General features: G+C 68.4%; 15 protein-coding genes. 7 read left to right on the forward strand and 8 right to left on the reverse strand.

Going from position 1 to position 16,747, the window contains the following annotated elements; genetic code table 11:
- Positions 1–29 precede the first annotated feature (29 nt).
- Positions 30–350: a translation initiation factor IF-2 N-terminal domain-containing protein gene (locus BM204_RS14505; RefSeq protein ID WP_091114713.1), complete on the forward strand. Its 321-nt coding sequence runs from the start codon at positions 30–32 to the stop codon at positions 348–350.
- 213 nt (positions 351–563) lie between these two features.
- Here BM204_RS14505 and BM204_RS14510 read toward each other — a convergent pair whose 3' ends face one another.
- The gene (locus BM204_RS14510) at positions 564–1,277 is read right to left on the reverse strand and encodes a hypothetical protein (protein WP_091114714.1); all 714 of its coding nucleotides are present in this window, start codon (positions 1,275–1,277) and stop codon (positions 564–566) included.
- Positions 1,278–1,564: 287 nt separating this feature from the next.
- On the opposite strand from BM204_RS14510, the gene BM204_RS22270 reads away from it, so the two are divergent.
- Positions 1,565–1,825, forward strand: coding sequence for a TrkA C-terminal domain-containing protein (locus BM204_RS22270; RefSeq protein ID WP_246166253.1), 261 nt, complete (start codon positions 1,565–1,567; stop codon positions 1,823–1,825).
- Here BM204_RS22270 and BM204_RS14520 read toward each other — a convergent pair.
- Entirely contained in the window at positions 1,713–3,332 is a 1,620-nt protein-coding gene (locus BM204_RS14520) for a cyclic nucleotide-binding domain-containing protein (RefSeq protein WP_091114717.1), read from the reverse strand. The two genes, BM204_RS22270 and BM204_RS14520, sit on opposite strands and share 113 nt — an antisense overlap.
- Positions 3,329–4,381 carry an adenylate/guanylate cyclase domain-containing protein gene (locus BM204_RS14525; protein ID WP_170259167.1) on the reverse strand — a complete coding sequence of 351 codons (1,053 nt, stop codon included), beginning with the start codon at positions 4,379–4,381 and terminating at the stop codon, positions 3,329–3,331. The genes BM204_RS14520 and BM204_RS14525 overlap by 4 nt, the downstream gene beginning before the upstream one ends.
- 334 nt (positions 4,382–4,715) lie before the next feature.
- Here BM204_RS14525 and BM204_RS14530 point away from each other — a divergent pair, with 334 nt between their 5' ends.
- Positions 4,716–8,000 (forward strand): hybrid sensor histidine kinase/response regulator, encoded by a 3,285-nt coding sequence (locus BM204_RS14530; protein ID WP_091114721.1) that lies wholly within the window; start codon positions 4,716–4,718, stop codon positions 7,998–8,000.
- A 71-nt stretch (positions 8,001–8,071) separates the two neighbouring features.
- On the forward strand, positions 8,072–8,848 hold the full coding sequence (locus BM204_RS23660; RefSeq protein ID WP_371863256.1) for a DUF6884 domain-containing protein: 777 nt from the start codon (positions 8,072–8,074) through the stop codon (positions 8,846–8,848).
- Here the strand turns inward: BM204_RS23660 and BM204_RS23555 are convergent.
- From BM204_RS23555 to BM204_RS14540, 3 genes are all read right to left on the reverse strand, one after another.
- Complete coding sequence (locus tag BM204_RS23555; RefSeq protein ID WP_369675205.1) at positions 8,759–8,980, reverse strand: DUF6112 family protein; 222 nt, start codon at positions 8,978–8,980, stop codon at positions 8,759–8,761. The two genes, BM204_RS23660 and BM204_RS23555, sit on opposite strands and share 90 nt — an antisense overlap.
- A gap of 604 nt (positions 8,981–9,584) precedes the next feature.
- Positions 9,585–9,719, reverse strand: coding sequence for a hypothetical protein (locus BM204_RS23295; RefSeq protein WP_256215719.1), 135 nt, complete (start codon positions 9,717–9,719; stop codon positions 9,585–9,587).
- Between the two features lie 10 nt (positions 9,720–9,729).
- The gene (locus tag BM204_RS14540; RefSeq protein WP_091114722.1) at positions 9,730–10,653 is read right to left on the reverse strand and encodes a ferritin-like domain-containing protein; all 924 of its coding nucleotides are present in this window, start codon (positions 10,651–10,653) and stop codon (positions 9,730–9,732) included.
- 359 nt (positions 10,654–11,012) lie between these two features.
- On the opposite strand from BM204_RS14540, the gene BM204_RS14545 reads away from it, so the two are divergent.
- Positions 11,013–12,251: an Nramp family divalent metal transporter gene (locus tag BM204_RS14545; RefSeq protein WP_091114723.1), complete on the forward strand. Its 1,239-nt coding sequence runs from the start codon at positions 11,013–11,015 to the stop codon at positions 12,249–12,251.
- A gap of 258 nt (positions 12,252–12,509) precedes the next feature.
- Here BM204_RS14545 and BM204_RS14550 read toward each other — a convergent pair whose 3' ends face one another.
- Both BM204_RS14550 and BM204_RS14555 read right to left on the reverse strand, forming a co-directional pair.
- Positions 12,510–13,199 carry an aspartate/glutamate racemase family protein gene (locus tag BM204_RS14550; RefSeq protein ID WP_091114726.1) on the reverse strand — a complete coding sequence of 230 codons (690 nt, stop codon included), beginning with the start codon at positions 13,197–13,199 and terminating at the stop codon, positions 12,510–12,512.
- Between the two features lie 15 nt (positions 13,200–13,214).
- Entirely contained in the window at positions 13,215–14,087 is an 873-nt protein-coding gene (locus BM204_RS14555; RefSeq protein ID WP_091114729.1) for a sulfotransferase, read from the reverse strand.
- Between the two features lie 144 nt (positions 14,088–14,231).
- Between BM204_RS14555 and thrS the strand changes: the two genes are divergently transcribed.
- Positions 14,232–16,229, forward strand: coding sequence for a threonine--tRNA ligase (gene thrS / locus BM204_RS14560; protein ID WP_091114731.1), 1,998 nt, complete (start codon positions 14,232–14,234; stop codon positions 16,227–16,229).
- A 47-nt stretch (positions 16,230–16,276) separates the two neighbouring features.
- Complete coding sequence (locus BM204_RS14565) at positions 16,277–16,747, forward strand: PPOX class F420-dependent oxidoreductase (RefSeq protein ID WP_091114733.1); 471 nt, start codon at positions 16,277–16,279, stop codon at positions 16,745–16,747.

The raw sequence follows: 16,747 nt of genomic DNA on the forward strand, positions 1-16,747 counted from the left end.
GCCGCGACTTGACGTAGACTTCATGAGTGATGCGGACGCGGGTGCACGAGCTTGCCAAGGAGTGCGGAGTCGAGTCGCGATGGGTCCTGGCGAGATTCAAGGAGCTCGGCGAGTTTGTGAAGTCGGCGTCATCCACCATCTCCACCGAGGCTGAGGCTCGCTTCCGAACAGAGTTCGGAGATCGACTGGCGTCGGGCGAGTCACCCGAGTCGGTGGGGGCCACGTTCGCCACGCGCGAGTACAAGCGCGGTCCGCGCCCACGCGGCCGCCGAAGGCGCCGAGGCGGACGTGTTGGGACGAAAGCCCGTTCTCGCCGGCTGACGCTGAGATGTGGCGCGAGCGTGGTCTGAGCGAGGATGCCGCGCCGCTGGCGCTCTACCTGCTGGAGAAGGGCATCTGGCCCGACGACCTGGTCCTTGGGTTTGCTCGGCAGGAGTGCCGCCGTTCGTTTTCGCGAGGGCTTTGAGTCGCGATCGGTTCTTGCTGCGGAACTCCTCGAGGTGCGCTCCTCTGTGAAGCCCGCGAGGCGTGAGCCGCCCCTCCACCAGGACCGTGCACCGGCGTTACGTAGGCGACGAATAAGTCTCCGCCCATAGGGCGGCGGTCTTTTGCCGCTCACGGTGATTCCGACTGTGGCGAACGGCGTTCTTGCTGCGGCACTTTAGGCACGCCCACTTGCCGTTAGGCCCTTGGATCGAATGTTCTGCTCGATCGTGCCCGTTGTAGCATTTGCTCGGGTCGAGAACCCTTACCTGCGAATGTGGCGTCTCGTGTTCGTGCCAGACAGCCAAGATCTGGTGCCGACCTCGTCTGAGGGTGCTCAGGTAGGCGGGCTTCTCCATCCCTAGCGCCTTGGCTGCCGCGGTGGTGTCGCCGTCGAATGCGGCCAGCGTGGCAATGACGTCGTACTGCTTGGCCGTGAGGACAGACAGAACGACCGGCAGCGTCAGGCGCTCGGCGACCCGCTCGGTGAAGTCGCCCTCGGCATGGTTGTGGTGGGCCGACCAGTACTGCTGAATCTTGGGCGCTGCGGAACCGTTCGCCTGGTCGCGGGTCGTGCCGGCGTTGATCCCGTGGTAGCTGATCATCCGCTTTATCTCGCCGGACAGAGCGCGGGTGCCGGCCACAATGAGATCAAAACGGGTGGGCGTTGACTCTTCGGTGTAGAGATCCTCGACGATGGCGAGCCAGGCGATCGCGACGGCCTCTTCGGGGTCGATCAGGGTGCTGTGGCGATACAGCGCAGCTCGTCGAGCCAACGCGTCGATGTCAGCCATCGTGCAGCCGTGCGCCAGCGTCGCGGTGTCTGCAACTCTCTTCATCACTTCGCCCTTGCTGCGCCGGAGCGGACGGCTCCATTGATGACCCTGCCGAACTCGACCGGGCTGGCCCGCCCGCGAAGAACTTCGTGATCAGCACGACGACAAGCACCACCCGGTGAAGGTGAGACCGACCGCGTTGATCGCCCGGGAGCGGTGCATGTGCCGCCGGTTGGCCGGGTCCTTCTCGGTCCTCGTACGTCGGCAAGCCGTCCGGGCTGATCCCGTTCCCCGAGAACTGCGCGCTGGCAACGATCCTGCGCGACGGACAGGTCTACCCGCCCGACGCGGACCAGCCGGTCGAGTCCGGCGACGAGCTGCTGTTCGTAGTGTCGGCGGACGTCGAGGAGGAGCTCGAGCGGCTCCTCGCTCCCAGCCTGCACGGGCCTAGAGCTATCGGTAGTGGTCGAAGGCGTGCGCGTCGGCGATCTGCTGCGACTGCGGCGCGGCCTGGACTGCGGTCAGGAACGAGTCCCGGTCGAGCGCCCACAGCTTCACGTCCGTGAGCGCCGTGACCGTGGCCGTCCTCGGCACATCATGCAAGAGGGAGAGCTCGCCGAACCAGTCGCCGCCACCGAGCTCACGGATGAACTCACCGTCCACGGTCACCGCCACAGCACCGCTGTCGATGACGTAGAAGAGGTCCCCCGCGTCACCCTGCTTGATGACGACGGCAGTGGAAGCCATCATCACCGGCACGCAGTCACGTGCCATCCGCTCGACGATCCGGGGAGCCAGGACCGCGAGGATCGGGATGTCCCGCAACAGCGCGAGCACGTCGAGGGGCACCACCGCCTGTGCGTCGAGACCGCGCAGGCGACCGAGCGTCAGCAGGGCGACGAGCGGTAGCAAGGCACCGGCCACCACGCACGACGCCTGCGGTCCGATCGCAGCCACCAGGATCGGCGCGGCAACCACACCGATACCGATTCCGACCATCGAGGAGGACTCCTGCACCGCGAACATTGACGTCAGGAGGTGGTCCGGGAAGAGCCGTTGTACGAGCGTGCGTGACGCCACGTCGTAAAAGAGCTTGCCGGCGCCGCACGCCGCAACGAGCACCATCACCATGGCCGGGGACGGCAGCTGCCCCGCCAGGGCGAACGCCCCCCCGGTGACGACCGCACCGAGGACCAGCGGCGTGGCCAGCTTGGCGCGCCCGATGAGGACGAACGTGAATCCCGCGCCGATGATCCCGCCGATGCCGAGCGCGGAATTGAGGATCCCCGGGCCGGCGCTCGACATCTGCAGCACCTCCACGGCGAGCACCACCAGCAGGATGTCCGACATCCCCAGGAGCGAGAACTCGGCGACGACGAGCAGCGACATGAGGCGTGCCGGCCGGCTGGCCAGGACGGTGCGGATGGGGCGCGCATGGCTGCGCCCGGACCCAGCGGCCACCCGACGCGCGGCCCCCGCCGGCACGGTCAGGGCTGTCGCGACCAGGCTCCCCGCACCCATCAGGACGAGAACTCCCCCGGGCGCCCAGACCGCTGTGACGACACCGCTGATCAGGGGTCCGATGAAGGTCGCAGCGGCCTCCAGCGAGCCCGAGACCGCGTTCCCGGCGGTGAGGTCGCCGGTGGTCCGCGAGACCTCGGGCAGCAGCGCGTGGTGGGCCGGCCGGGTCAAGGTGACCGCAACGGACGCAAGCGCCGCCAAGGTTGCCACCACCCACAGTGGGAGGTCGAGCAAGAGCGCCGAGCCCAGTCCCAGCAAGGTGACCGTCTGCGCGAGGTAGCTGACCGCGAGCGCGAGGGCCCGGGACAGCCGGCCGAACAGCGCGGCTCCGGGAGCAGCGAGCAGAGCGCCCGGCACGAGCTGGACGAGGGCGATGGCGCTGGCAGCGCCGACACCCCCGCGCTCGTAGGCCCAGACCAGCAGGGCGATCCAGCTCGCCCACTCGGCGACGTTGAAGATCAGATAGGCCACCAGCACCCGACGCAGGCGCCGGTTCCGCAGCGACTCCCGCACGACTGCGGCGCGACCGTTGCCGGCACGGTTCTCGCTCACGGGGGAACCGCGGCCACGTCGCTCAGGGTCCAAAGGCGGACAGGGTGCTCGCGCCCACGCAAGCTGAGCTCGTCGACGTAGGACACCGAGGCCCGCTCGCTGGTGAGGAAACCGACGGTCTCCTCCGTCATCAGGACGGGAAGTCCAACCTCCTTGGTGAGCGACTCGACGCGAGCCGCAGTGTTCGTCGTGTCACCCACTGCGGCGTACTCCATGCGTCGCGGGGAGCCGACGTTGCCCGACATCACCGGTCCGGAGGCCATACCCACACCGAGCCTGAAGCCCTGGAGCAGCCCCAGCCGTTCGAGGCGGAGATTGAGGTCACGCAACCGCGCGCCACACATCTCGCGCGCGGCAGCGACAGCCTGGTCGGCGTGATCCGGTGTCTCGACGGGAGCCCCGAAGACGCTCATCATGCCGTCGCCAAGGTAGGACACGAGCGTGCCGCCGTGCTCGAGAACGACGTCGGACATGACCGTGAGGTACTCGTTGAGCACCTCGATCACCTGCTCGGCCGACCGCGACTCCGCGAACGTGGTGAACCCACGGAGGTCGTTGAACATGACGGTGCAGGTCAGCTCGCGAGCGCCGATGCGTAGATCGTCCTGGTGCTCGGCGAGGACCTGGGCCACAACGGTCTCAGGGAGGAAGCGGGAGAACACCTCGTGCACCCGGCGCTGTTCCATCTGGGCGATCCGTACCTTGCGCAGCGCCGCAGTCAGTCGCGCCCGCAGGATCAGCCGGTCCGCCGGTTTCGGGAGAAAATCCTCGGCTCCCAGCTCGATGCAGCGGGCGATGTTGGCGGTGCCCTCGATCCCTGACACCACCACGACGGGGACTCGCGACAGCGCCGGGTCCGCCATCATGAACTCGAGCACGCCGAAGCCGTCGAGGCCGGGCATCAGGATGTCGAGCAGGACCACATCGACGGGAGACGTCGCGAGGATGTCGAGCGCGGCCTCGCCCGAGGTCGCCTGGAAGGTGCGGTGACCTTCGCTGCGGACCCCGGCCGCCAGCAGCCGACCGTTGAGAACGTCGTCATCGACCACGAGGACCGTTGCGGGTTCCGCCTGCCCATCCGCAGCAGCCAGGGGGACCCGCGGCGAGATCCCCGACGGGCTAACCGGCCGATCACCCACTCGCTTCTCCCGTCATGCACTCCCAGCGCGGCGCCTAAGGACACGGCCGCCCGGTGCGACAGTGAGCCCACCACCCGACTTCGACAACCCGGTCTAGCCACGTCTTTGGTCTGGGTCCGGCCTGGATCGCGTTCCTCCATGATCAGGTCGAGCACCCGAATCCGGGGGCCACGACCCGGGGAGGGTGGGCGTGAAGGTAAGCCGGCGAACTGCCGTCCTGACCGCGTGGGGTGTGGTGATTGCGATGGTGCTGCTCCACGCCGTCAGCCCCGTCGGTCCGTTAGGGGACACCACCTACCTCGTCGGCGTCTGGACGGGGGCCGTCCTGGCTTGGTACGGCGCATCCCTCACGTCGGGCGACAACCGCTTCTTGCCCGGGCTGGTCGCATGTGGACTGACTCTCGGCGCGCTCGGTGACCTCATCTGGTTTGCCTACTCCTGGACCGGGAACCAGCCGGACGTTTCGCTGGCGGACATCCCCTACCTGATGAACTTCCTCAGTCTGGGCGCCGCGGTCGTCATCGTCACGACGCTGCGGCAAGGGCGCACGACGTACCTCGACCCCGACGCCCTCATCGACGGCCTGTCGGTGATCATCGTCAGCCTGCTGTTCTTCTGGACGTTCTCGATCCGGGACATCGTCGCGGACGAGTCGGTCTCGGCCCTGACCCGGGCGGTATGGGCGGCCTACCCGATCCTGGACGCGGTGCTCCTCGCACTGGTCCTGCGCGCCATGTCGATCCGGAGTGCCCGCGACGCAGTCGGCATCCCGTTCGCGGCCGGGGTCGGCTGCTGGCTCGTCTCCGACATCGGCTACCTGGTGCTCGACGTCAGCGGGAACGTGTCGATGGTGCTCGACCTTGGCTGGATGCTCGGCGGAATTCTCATCGCCACGTCCACGCTGCGCCCGCAGGCGGCGCCGTGGGAGGAGGCGGAGGAGTGCGCAGAGGACGCCTCCTCCCACCCCATGCGCACGTTTGTCATCGGCATCGTCCCGCTGCTGGTGCCGCCCATGTTGCTGCTCACGAACGCCGTGCTCAGCCGCGACCCCCGGGCGGTGGCCGTGCTCCTCGGAATGCTCGGCCTCGTCGGGCTCACCTTCGCGCGCACCGCCCGCATGCTCCGGTCCGAGGCCCGTGCCCGCTCCGAGCTCGCCACCCAGAAGGCGTACTTCGAAGCCCTGGTCGAGATCAGCCCGGCGGCCGTCGTCACGATGGACCTCGAACGACAGGTCACAGGGTGGAACCCGGCAGCCACGCGACTGTTCGGCTACGAGCCACGTGAGGCCCTCCGACGGTCGATCGACGAGATGGTCCCGGCGCCGCGGACACGAGCCGAGGACGTCGCGTCGACCGGGACAGCCGTCACCACCGCCGGGCGGGTCGACGAGATCACCCAGCGGGTGCGCAAGGACGGCACTCTCGTCGATGTCGAGGTCGTCGTGGTGCCCCTGGTCGTGGGCGGTGAGCAAGTGGGGTCGTACGCGGTCTACCACGACATCACCGAGCTCCAGGACGCCCGCAGCGCGGCCGACCGCGCCAACGACGCCAAGAGCGCGTTCCTCGCGGCCATGAGCCATGAGATCCGCACCCCCATGAACGCGATCATCGGGATGAGCGGCCTGCTCGGCGACACGCCGCTCGACGAGGAGCAGCACGAGTACGTCGACATCATCGGCTCGAGCGGCGATGCCCTGCTGACGATCATCAACGACATTCTGGACTTCTCCAAGATCGAGGCAGGCCAGATGAGCCTTGAGTCGAAGACGTTCTCACTGCGCTCGTGCATTGAGGCGAGCCTCGACGTCATTGGTCCACTTGCTGCCCGAAAGGGGATCTCGCTCGCGTACGAGATGACGGGGGAGGTTCCGGAGGCCGTGGTCGGCGACCCCCTGCGACTGCGGCAGATCCTGCTGAACCTGCTGAGCAACGCGGTGAAGTTCACCGACGTCGGGCACGTGCGGGTGCACGTCACCGCCGCAAGCGGCCAGACCGAACAGACCAAGTGCCTCGTCGTCACGGTCACCGACACCGGCATCGGCCTCACGACGGAGCAGACGGCGCGGTTGTTCCGGTCCTTCAGCCAGGCCGACGCCTCCACGGCACGCAAGTACGGCGGGACGGGGCTGGGACTGGCCATCAGCAAGCAGCTGGCCCTCCTGATGGATGGTGACCTCACCGTGAGCAGCCCCGGCCTAGACGGGAGCGGAAGCACCTTCACCCTGACGGTCGAGTCGGCCGTGCCAGCCGGCCGTGGCACCCCGACCGGGATGACGGCAGGTGCGGACCGGCTGGTCGGACGGATGGTGCTCGTCGTGGACCCGGACGAGATGTACCGCGCAATCCTGGAGCGCTGCCTGGCTGCCTGGGAGGTCCAGACGATCTCGGTCGCGACCCCCGTGGCGGCGGAACGCGTGCTCCGCGAGCGCACCGTCGACCTGGTCGTGGCCGCCTGGTCACCGGGGGACACTGCAGCCGAGGACGAGTGGGGCCATCTCGCGGCGACTCTCCACGCGGGGCCACCCCTCGTCCTCACCTCGTCGTCACCGAAGCGGGAGGTGCTGACGAGACTCGGCGCGGTGGGAGCCGCACCGGGATTCGCGCCTGGGTGGTTCGCCAAACCGATGAAGCCGAAGAGCCTGCTCGTCGCGCTGCTCGACGCCCTGGGTGAGCAGGTGCCCGCCGACCTCGCCGACGGCGGGCCCACGCTGGCCGACGGACCCGAGTTGCCGAGCCGCAGCTTGTGCGTGCTGCTGGCCGACGACAACGCCTTCAACCAGAAGCTCGCCGTCGCGCTTCTCGAGCGCATGGGCCACTCGGTCGTCGTCGTGCCAGACGGTCGCCGGGCGGTCGCCGCCGTCGCGACGGGCGGGTTCGACGTTGTCCTGATGGACATCCAGATGCCGGAGATGGACGGGTACGAGGCGACTCGCCGCATCATCGAGGCGCACGGCGAGAACAGTCCCCCGATCATCGCGCTGACCGCCAACGCGATGGAGGAGGACCGCGAGGCCTCCCTCGCGGCCGGGATGTCCGACTTCCTCACCAAGCCACTCAGGCCCGAAGAGCTCGCGGCGGCGCTGGCCGCCGTCTCCGATCCGGCACCGTCCGGTCCGGTGGGGCACCAGGTGGTCGACGGGGAGGACGTCGGGGAGGACGTCGGGGGCGGGGACGCAGCGGTGCCCGTCGGTGCGGCCAGCCACACCGAGTTCCGGCACTACGTCAGCACCATGGCGGGCGGTGCGGACGAGCACCTCGAGCGTGAGCTGGTCAGCGACTTCCTCGCCGAGCAGGGCGTGCTGGTCGGCGCTCTCGAGTCAGGCTGGCGCGACAACGATCTCGAGGCGCTCCGCCGGGCGGCTCACACACTGAAGTCGCAGGCCGCCGTGTTCGGCGCCTCCCACCTGCGGTCGCTCTGCCAAGCGCTCGAGACGGCTGCCGCCTCGCCCGGCAGCCAGGACCTCCGGGCACTCGTCGACCAGGCCGTCACCGAGTCGGCCAGGGTGGCCGAAACCGTGGCCGCCTTCTGACCCTCGGGAAGCCCCGCGTCGAGTGTCGCGAGCACCGGCGGGCCGGAGGCTAGGCCGGCGACGGCTCCACGGTGGTCCGGTCGCGCGCCAGCAGTGCCACCATCGCGGCGAGGGCTGCCAGCGGTGCAACGCGGGCCGGCCACGAAGCCGGAGCGTCGTCGCTGCTTCTCGTCGCGTGTGTGAAGGCCAAGGCTGCAGCACCGGCGGCTGCTCGCGACTCGTACGTCTCGCCCTTGTTCCGAAAGGAGCGTGACGATGCCGAGCGCTCCGGCCTTCCGTGGTTCATCCTCTCGGCCGAACATGGGTTGGTGGCTCCGGACGTAGTCGTCCGGTCACCGGCTGCCGTAGAGCTGATGGCCTTGCCGGGGGGTCGTGTGCGCCGAGGTGTTTGGCGACGTGGGAGCCTGGTCGAGCAGTTGCGCACCAGGGCAGAGAAGGCCGAGGCCGAGCTCGCTAGGACGCACTCGGTGGTGTGGGAGGAGTACAGGCCCTCCCGGCGCAAGATCGCGCCACGCTCGCCATGGTCGGCGGCCTCGTACTCGCCAAGGATCTGGGCCTTGTACTCCGCGGTGAACGTGCGTCGCTCGGGTCTATCAGCTCTCGGGGTCACGCCCCCATCATCGATCCGGGTCGTGTCAGCCAACGTCATGGTCATCAGATGTCTCGCTTCTCACCCCGTGCAAGGGAAAGAACTCAGTGGCGGTGTCTCACCTCAGCCTGACGCACAGGGTCGCGCCGACGTCGAGCAGCCAGTTCGCTCAGGTGGCGCCGCAGGTGACCACCATGAGAACCGCGATGACCAGGCCGTAGGTGAGGAGCGCTCCGACGATCTGACGCAGGTCGGCTGAGCCGCCTACGGCGCCGAAGTCCGGCCGACGAGGGGGAGGAGGTGAGCATGGGCATTCATGGCCATCAGGTGCTATCTCGGCGACGCTCGCCGGATGGCCAGGTTCTTCTCGTGGCGCGTGACGCTCGTCCACAATAAACGAACGCAGTTGTGGTAGTAACCGTATACAGGTAATGCTATCTGCATACGAAAGCGATCATCAGGAGGTGCAGTGCGATGGAAACCCTGAAGCCCTATCAGGCGGCCGACCTCGGGATGTCCGCGAGCGGTTTCTACCGCGCTGCCCTAAGTGGACGCTACGACAAGATCGCGCGGGGCATCTACCGCGAGTCTGACGCGCCTGGGCGTGCTCGGGGTGCGACAGCGCGGCGGAGGAGAACAGCGAACGGATCGCGGTCAGCCGCACGTTGCGGGCCCGGATGCTGTTGTGCCGTGCGGTCTCGAGGTGGTTGAGGAACCCAGCGATCGTCGTGGCGTCCAGGTCCTCCCCGTCGAGCACGGCGGGCAGCTTCCCGGACTGTTCGTGGACGAGCACGAGCAGCAGCCGCAGGGGCTCGGCCGGCCGCGATCGTGCGGCCCCACGCGACGTCCTGGCCGACCCGTGAGCCGCAACGCCAATCCGGTGACGGGCGTGTCACCACACCCCCTGCGCCACGCCCTGGCACCACACCTCGGCGTTGGCCTTCCAGCCATGTCCGAGGTGTGGCGGCACCTGAGCCTTGCTCAACGAGGCAAGGTCACCGGTGCATCAACCCAGGATGCGTGCGAGCCATGGGAACCGGGTCGGCCCCTCCGGTCCTGACGGCCAGGACCAGGGCGCGTGCGATGACCAGTGCCCAGATGAGGGCCGCGATCGACTGCATCAGGTCCATGCCGTCCACCTCACCGCGGCTTCGGTCCGCTGGTGCGGATCGAGCCGTTGACGCCTTCGGGGTAGAAGCCACCCTTGTTGGTCTTGCCCGGGTTCAGGTAGACGATGTTGAGCACCCGGTCGGCGGACCTGCTGAAGACGATGCCGTTGCGATCGGTCGGGACGAGGTTGGCCCGCTTCCGAGTCCCGATGCCTTGGTCGAGCTGCGTCTTCCCGTCGAGGCTGTCGCGCGCGTCGGAGATCTTCCGCACCGCGTTGTTCAGGTTCTTGGAGTAGCAGACGGTCCTGATGATGCCTGCGTGGTAGGCCTCGACCGCCAGGATGCCGGCGGCGGCCTCCACGAAGGCCTTGTTGTTGATGAGCGGAGCGGCGCCCTTGTAGGCCGTGACCCCGACGTCCTCGAAAATGAACGCCGCCAGCAGGAAGTTGTTCTCGTTGGCGAACGGGTCGAACCGTTCGTTGGGCCCGATCAGCTTCGCCGCGCGAGCGGCTGCGGTGAAGCTGTGCTTGAGGTCGATCTTGGGCCGCGACACCTTGGCGCCGCCGAGAGCCGTGCGGAGGAACTTGACGTGATCGAGCTCGTCCATGGCGATCTCGCGGGCGTATTTCGCGATGACGGGCGAGTCGAAGCGGACCTTGCGACCACCGACGACACCACCCCTGGGGCCCTTCCCCGAGGTGAGGTTGTCGGGGAGGCTCTTGCCGAAGGCGGCCTGCTGGTAGAACTCCGCCTCGAGGTACTCGAGGTTGAGCGCGAAGTTCAGGATCGCCCCATCGCTCGGCCCTGCCGCGGAAGCGCTCTGGGTCGCCCCGAGGGCTCCTGCACCGACCACGCCGAGACCGGCGACCCCGGCCGATTTCAGGAAGATTCGACGGTCTGCCGGGTTCTCAGCGCTGCGTACGATCATGTCGCGAACGACGGTCTTTCCGAACATGGTGGCTCCAATTCTGAGATGAATATGCGAATACGAGAAGGGCGCGCAAAAGCCACCCGAAACCCGCAATTGATTCGACCGCGACGCGCTGGCGAGACGGCATCGGGCCGCGGTGCGGTGGAAGACAATCTCCAGTCCTTGAAAGGGTTTCGCCGACTCCGAAAGGATTCGCCAGTGGTTGGAAGGAGCGGCGGGACCTCTTCAAGGTACGCATGCAAACTCGTCGTTGTCACGCATTCAAAGTGGAATAATTCTTAAGAATTTTGGCCTCTGACAAATCCGGTCTAGCCCGGGCACCGAACCCCCTATGTCGAGTTCTGCATCCGAAATTTTCACACCACAAACGCGGGAGTTTGCCGATGTATCAAGAGGCCAGGACAGCGCTTCCGCGAGCCAGGGTGCGCGGACCGCTGCCGCTGCTGGGACCGGCCTTCGTCACGGCCATCGCCTATGTCGATCCCGGCAACTTCGCCACCAACATCACCGCCGGCTCGACGTTCGGCTACCTGCTGGTGTGGGTGGTGGTCGTCAGCAACCTGATGGCAATGCTGATCCAGTACCTCTCGGCGAAGGTGGGCATCGCGACCGGCGAGAGCCTCCCGGCCCTGTGCCGACGGCACTTCCCGCGCCCCGTCACCCGCGCCCTGTGGGTCCAGGGCGAGGTCGTGGCCATCGCGACCGACCTCGCCGAGGTGGTCGGAGGCGCGCTGGCCCTCAAGCTGCTGTTCGGGCTGCCCCTGGTCACCGGCGGCCTCATCACGGCGGTGGTGGCCTTCGCCCTGCTGGGCCTCCAGACGCGGGGGCACCGTCCGTTCGAGGTGGCGATCGCCGGACTCCTCGGCGTCATCCTGGTGGGCTTCGCCTACGACGTGGCAGTCAGCGGCCTGGAGCCGTTGGCGATCGTGTCCGGCACCGTCCCTCGCTTCGATGGCACCGAGAGCCTGCTCCTCGCGACCGGCATGCTCGGCGCGACCGTGATGCCGCACGCCATCTACCTGCACAGCGCCCTGACCCGGGACCGCTACGTCCGCACCACCGAGGCGGAGCGACGCTCGTTGCTGGCCAGCCAGCGAACCGATGTGGTGGTGGCGATGACTGTCGCCGGACTGATGAACCTCTCGTTGCTCGTCGTCGCCGCCAAGGTCCTCTCCGGACCCGGCAAGTCCGTGGACACGATCGAGGGCGCCCACGCGGGACTGGGAGATGCCCTGGGCCCGGGCGCGGCCCTGCTGTTCGCGCTCGCGCTCCTCGCGTCCGGCTTCGCTGCCTCGAGCGTCGGCACCTACGCCGGTCAGGTGGTCATGGAGGGGTTCCTGCGGCTGCGGGTCCCCCTCGTCGTACGCCGGCTCGTGACGCTCGTACCGGCGCTGGTCATCCTCGCCCTGGGCGTCGACCCCACGCGGGCGCTCGTGGTCTCCCAGGTCGTGCTGTCCTTCGGCATCCCGTTCGCGCTGGTGCCCCTGGTGATCTTCACCAGGCGCGCCGATGTCATGGGCTCCCTGGTCAACCGTCGTCTCACCACCGTCGTCGCGTCCCTGATCGCGGTTGTGATCATCGCGCTCAACGCGGTGCTCGTGCAGCAGACGGTGTGGGGGTGATGAGCGGGCCACGGCATCGGCGGTGGCGTCGGCGAGGTGGCCCCGCTCTTCAGCGTCCCTGCGGTGGCTGGTCTCCGGCCCTCGGCGTCAGCACGTAGCGGCTGCTGGTCGACAGGTCGCGCAGCACGACCTCGGGGAAGCGTCGCTGGACCGCGGGCGCGACGAAGGCGATGCCGGCCTGCTCGCCCAGCCTGTGGGTGGTCTGCTCGGTGAAGAGCTGCTCGTAGAGGGCAAAGGCACGTCGTCAGGCCAGCGCGGTCAGGCCAGCGCCCTCGTCACGGCCGCCTCCACGTGGAGGCGGGTCGTGGGGAAGACCGGGACCGGGCTGTCGGCTTCGTTGACGAGCAGCTCGATCTCGGTGCATCCGAGGATCACGCCCTCGACGCCGCGGGCGACCAGCCGCTCGATGACCTCCCGGTAGGCCGACCGGGACTCATCGCGCACGAGGCCGAGGCACAGCTCCTCGTAGATGACGCGGTGCACGGTGGCCCGGTCGTCCGCGTCCGGGGTCAGCACGGTGAGCCCGTGACCCTCGAGGCGGTCGCGGTAGAACGCCTGCTCCATCGTGTAGGCCGTGGCGAGCAGCCCCACCCGTCGTACGCCGGTGCGCAGCACGGCCTCGGCGGTGACGTCGGCGAGGTGGAGCAGCGGGATGTCGATGGCTGTCTCGATCGCGTCGGCCACCCGGTGCATGGTGTTGGTGCACAGGACGATGAAGTCGGCCCCACCGGCCTCGAGCGAGGTGGCGGCGCGCGCGAGCAGGTCTCCGGCGCCCGCCCAGTCGCCCCGCGCCTGAAGCCGCTCGACCTCGGCGAAGTCCAGCGAGGCGAGGAGGACCTGCGCGGAGGCCAGTCCGCCGAGACGCTCCCGGACCTGCTCGTTGGCCAGGCGGTAGTACTCCGCCGTGCTCTCCCAGCTCATCCCGCCGATCATCCCGATCGTCTTCACCGTCGTCCTCTCGCGTCAGGCGTCCGGCGTCAGCACGTAGCGGCTGCTGGTCCACAGGTCGCGCAGCACGACCTCGGGGAAGCGTTGCTGGACCGCGACGTAGACCTCGCGGTAGTGCTCGGCCACCAGCTGCACGGTGCTCTCCGGGACCACGTCGGTCGTGGGGGAGGCGTGGACCCGCTTGTCCACGTCGGGCACGACGAAGGGGATGCCGGCCTGCTCGCACAACCGACGGGTGGTCTGCTCGGTGAAGAGCTGCTCGTAGAAGCCGTGGAAGACCTCATCGGGCGCGAACACCGCGGCGAGGGCGGCGAGGGTCTGGTCGTAGCGGGTGCGCCGCTCGTAGGCCGGGGTGGCGTGGTGCTCCAGGAGGAACGCCGCCGACTCCTGTGACGCCGCCGCGTGCTCGTCGTACAGGCGGGCGTGCATGCGCACCTGCGACCAGATCCGCTCGACGGGGTCGCGCATCAGGAAGACCGGCAGGGTCCGGATTCCCCGCTCGGCGAAGCCGTCGCGGATCTGGCGGAACCGGTCGGCGGAGAGCATCCCGTAGGCCGGTGTCATGTCGGCGACGAGGCGGGTCTCCGGGGAGCGGTGCAGCAGGCCGGTGAAGTAGGCGACGTAGAGCTCCGGGTCGAGATACATGCTGAGCCGGTGGGCTGCTCGGGCGGCGACCCGGTCCCCGGGGCTCGGGTCCGTGCTGGCCGCGTGTGCCTTGGCGAGCAGCCGGTTGCGGACGCCCTGCTCGGAGGGGAGATCGAGGGCGTCGAAGACGTGGTACTCCTTGCGATACCCGTGAGCGAACGACGGCGAGCCCATCAGGTAGTCGTAGAGCCAGGTCGTCCCGCCCTTCTGGCACCCCACGCCGAGCAGGAACGTCTTCGTCACGGGCCGACCCTAGGGCACGACCGAGGCCCCCGACCTGCGTCGGCGCCGCTCCTGCGTCGCCCGGCGTAAACCCGTGGCCCGGGATCGATACGATCGACTGTCAGGTCCATCCAGCCGGGCCACAGCAACCAAGGGAGCCCCACCGTGTCCGAGATCAAGGTTGTCCGCGTCCACGCCGGTGAGCGTGAGGAGCGGACCACCACGACGGGCACCAAGGCCTGGGAGCTGTTCGCCGAGGACACCGAGGTGATCGCGGCACGGGTCGGCGCCGACGGGGGAGAGCTGAAGGATCTGGCTCACGAGCTCCAGGACGGCGACGTGGTCGCCGGCGTGGCGATCACCAGCCAGGACGGGCTCGACATCCTGCGCCACTCGGCCGCCCACGTCATGGCCCAGGCGGTCCAGGAGCTCTTCCCCGACGCCAAGCTCGGCATTGGCCCGCCGATCGAGAACGGCTTCTACTACGACTTCGACGTCGAGACCCCGTTCACGCCCGCGGACCTCGACAAGATCGAGACCCGGATGCGCAAGATCATCAAGGAGGGGCAGCGTTTCTCCCGGCGCGTCACCACTGACGGCGACGCGCTCACCGAGCTCCAGGACGAGCCCTACAAGATCGAGCTCATCGGCCTGAAGGGCTCGGGCAAGTCCGATGGGGCCGCCGAGGGCGCGAGCGTCGAGGTCGGCGTCGGCGAGCTCACCATCTACGACAACGTCCGCCGCAACGGCGACGTCGCGTGGAGCGACCTGTGTCGCGGCCCGCACCTGCCCACGACCAAGCGGATCCCGGCGTTCAAGCTGATGCGCTCGGCCGCGGCCTACTGGCGCGGCGACGAGAAGAACAAGATGCTCCAGCGCATCTACGGCACTGCTTGGCCCTCCAAGGAGGAGCTCGAGGCGCACCTGCACCGCATCGAGGAGGCCGAGCGTCGCGACCACCGCAAGCTCGGCCGCGAGCTGGACCTCTTCAGCTTTCCCGACGAGATCGGCTCCGGCCTGGTGGTCTTCCACCCCAAGGGCGGCGTTATCAAGCGGGTTATGGAGGACTACGTCCGCCAGCGCCACATCGAGGAGGGCTTCGACTACGTCGGCACCCCCCACATCGCCAAGGAGGGGCTGTTCCACACCTCGGGGCACCTGCCCTACTACGCCGACACCATGTTTCCGCCGATGGAGTTCGAGGGCGCCAACTACTACCTCAAGGCTATGAACTGCCCGATGCACAACCTGATCTTCTCCTCGCGCGGGCGTTCCTACCGTGAGCTGCCGCTGCGGTTCTTCGAGTTCGGCTCGGTCTACCGCTACGAGAAGTCCGGCGTCATCCACGGCCTCACCCGCGTGCGCGGGCTGACCCAGGACGACTCGCACTCCTACGTCACCCCTGAGCAGGCGCCGGCCGAGATCAAGCACCTGCTCAACTTCGTCCTCGGGCTGCTCAAGGACTTCGGGCTCGACGACTTCTACCTCGAGCTCTCGACCCGCGACGACTCCAAGCCCGACAAGTTCGTCGGCTCCGACGAGGACTGGGTCACCGCGACCACCGTGCTCGAGCAGGCGGCGATCGAGTCCGGCCTCGAGCTCGTGCCAGACCCGGGCGGCGCAGCGTTCTACGGGCCCAAGATCTCCGTGCAGTGTCGCGACGCCATCGGGCGCACCTGGCAGATGTCGACGATCCAATATGACTTCAACCAGCCGAAGGGCTTCGACCTGCAGTTCAACGCCTCCGACGGCTCGCGCCAGCAGCCGGTGATGATCCACTCGGCGAAGTTCGGCTCGCTCGAGCGCTTCTTCGGCGTCCTGGTCGAGCACTACGCCGGCGCCTTCCCGCCGTGGCTCGCGCCGGTCCAGGTGCAGGCGATCCCGGTCGCCGAGTTCGCTGCCGACTACCTGCACGACGTCGCGCGCCGGATGCGGACCCAGGGCCTGCGCGTCGAGGTCGACGACTCCGACGACCGCATGCAGAAGAAGATCCGCAACGCGCAGATGCAGAAGGTGCCGTTCATGATCATCGCCGGCGCCGACGACATCGAGGCCGGTGCGGTCTCGTTCCGCTACCGCGACGGGCGCCAGGACAACGGGGTGCCGATCGACGAGGCCATCGAGCGGGTCGCCGCCGCGATCGCCACGCGCGAGCAGGTCTGAGGGCTCGGCCGGCTCGCACCTCACCACCGGTGTGGTGAGGTGTGGGCATGGCCCGGACCATCGCAACCACGACCGACGTCGAGCTCGAGCAGCTGCTGGAGTTCATCAGACCCCGCCACCAGATGGTGCTGATCACGACGCGCAAGGACGGCCAGCCCCAGTCCTCGCCCGTGACCGGTGGCGTCGACGACGAGGGGCGGATCGTCATCTCGACCTATCCGGAGCGGGCCAAGGCGGCCAATGCCCGCCGCACGGGCAGGGCCACGGTGCTGGTCCTCTCCGACGCGTTCAACGACGCGTGGGTGCAGGTCGAGGGCACCTGCGAGGTCATCGACATGCCCGACGCGGTCGAGCCGCTGGTCGACTACTTCCGCAGCATCTCGGGGGAGCACCCCGACTGGGACGACTACCGCCAGGCCATGCGCGACCAGGGCAAGTCCCTGATCCGCGTCACGCCCGAGCGCTGGTCGCCGGTTGCGACCGGCGGCTTCCCGGCCCGCCTCGTCGACCAGGACTGA

The sequence above is a fragment of the Nocardioides psychrotolerans genome, from assembly GCF_900113685.1.
GTDB lineage: Bacteria > Actinomycetota > Actinomycetes > Propionibacteriales > Nocardioidaceae > Nocardioides > Nocardioides psychrotolerans.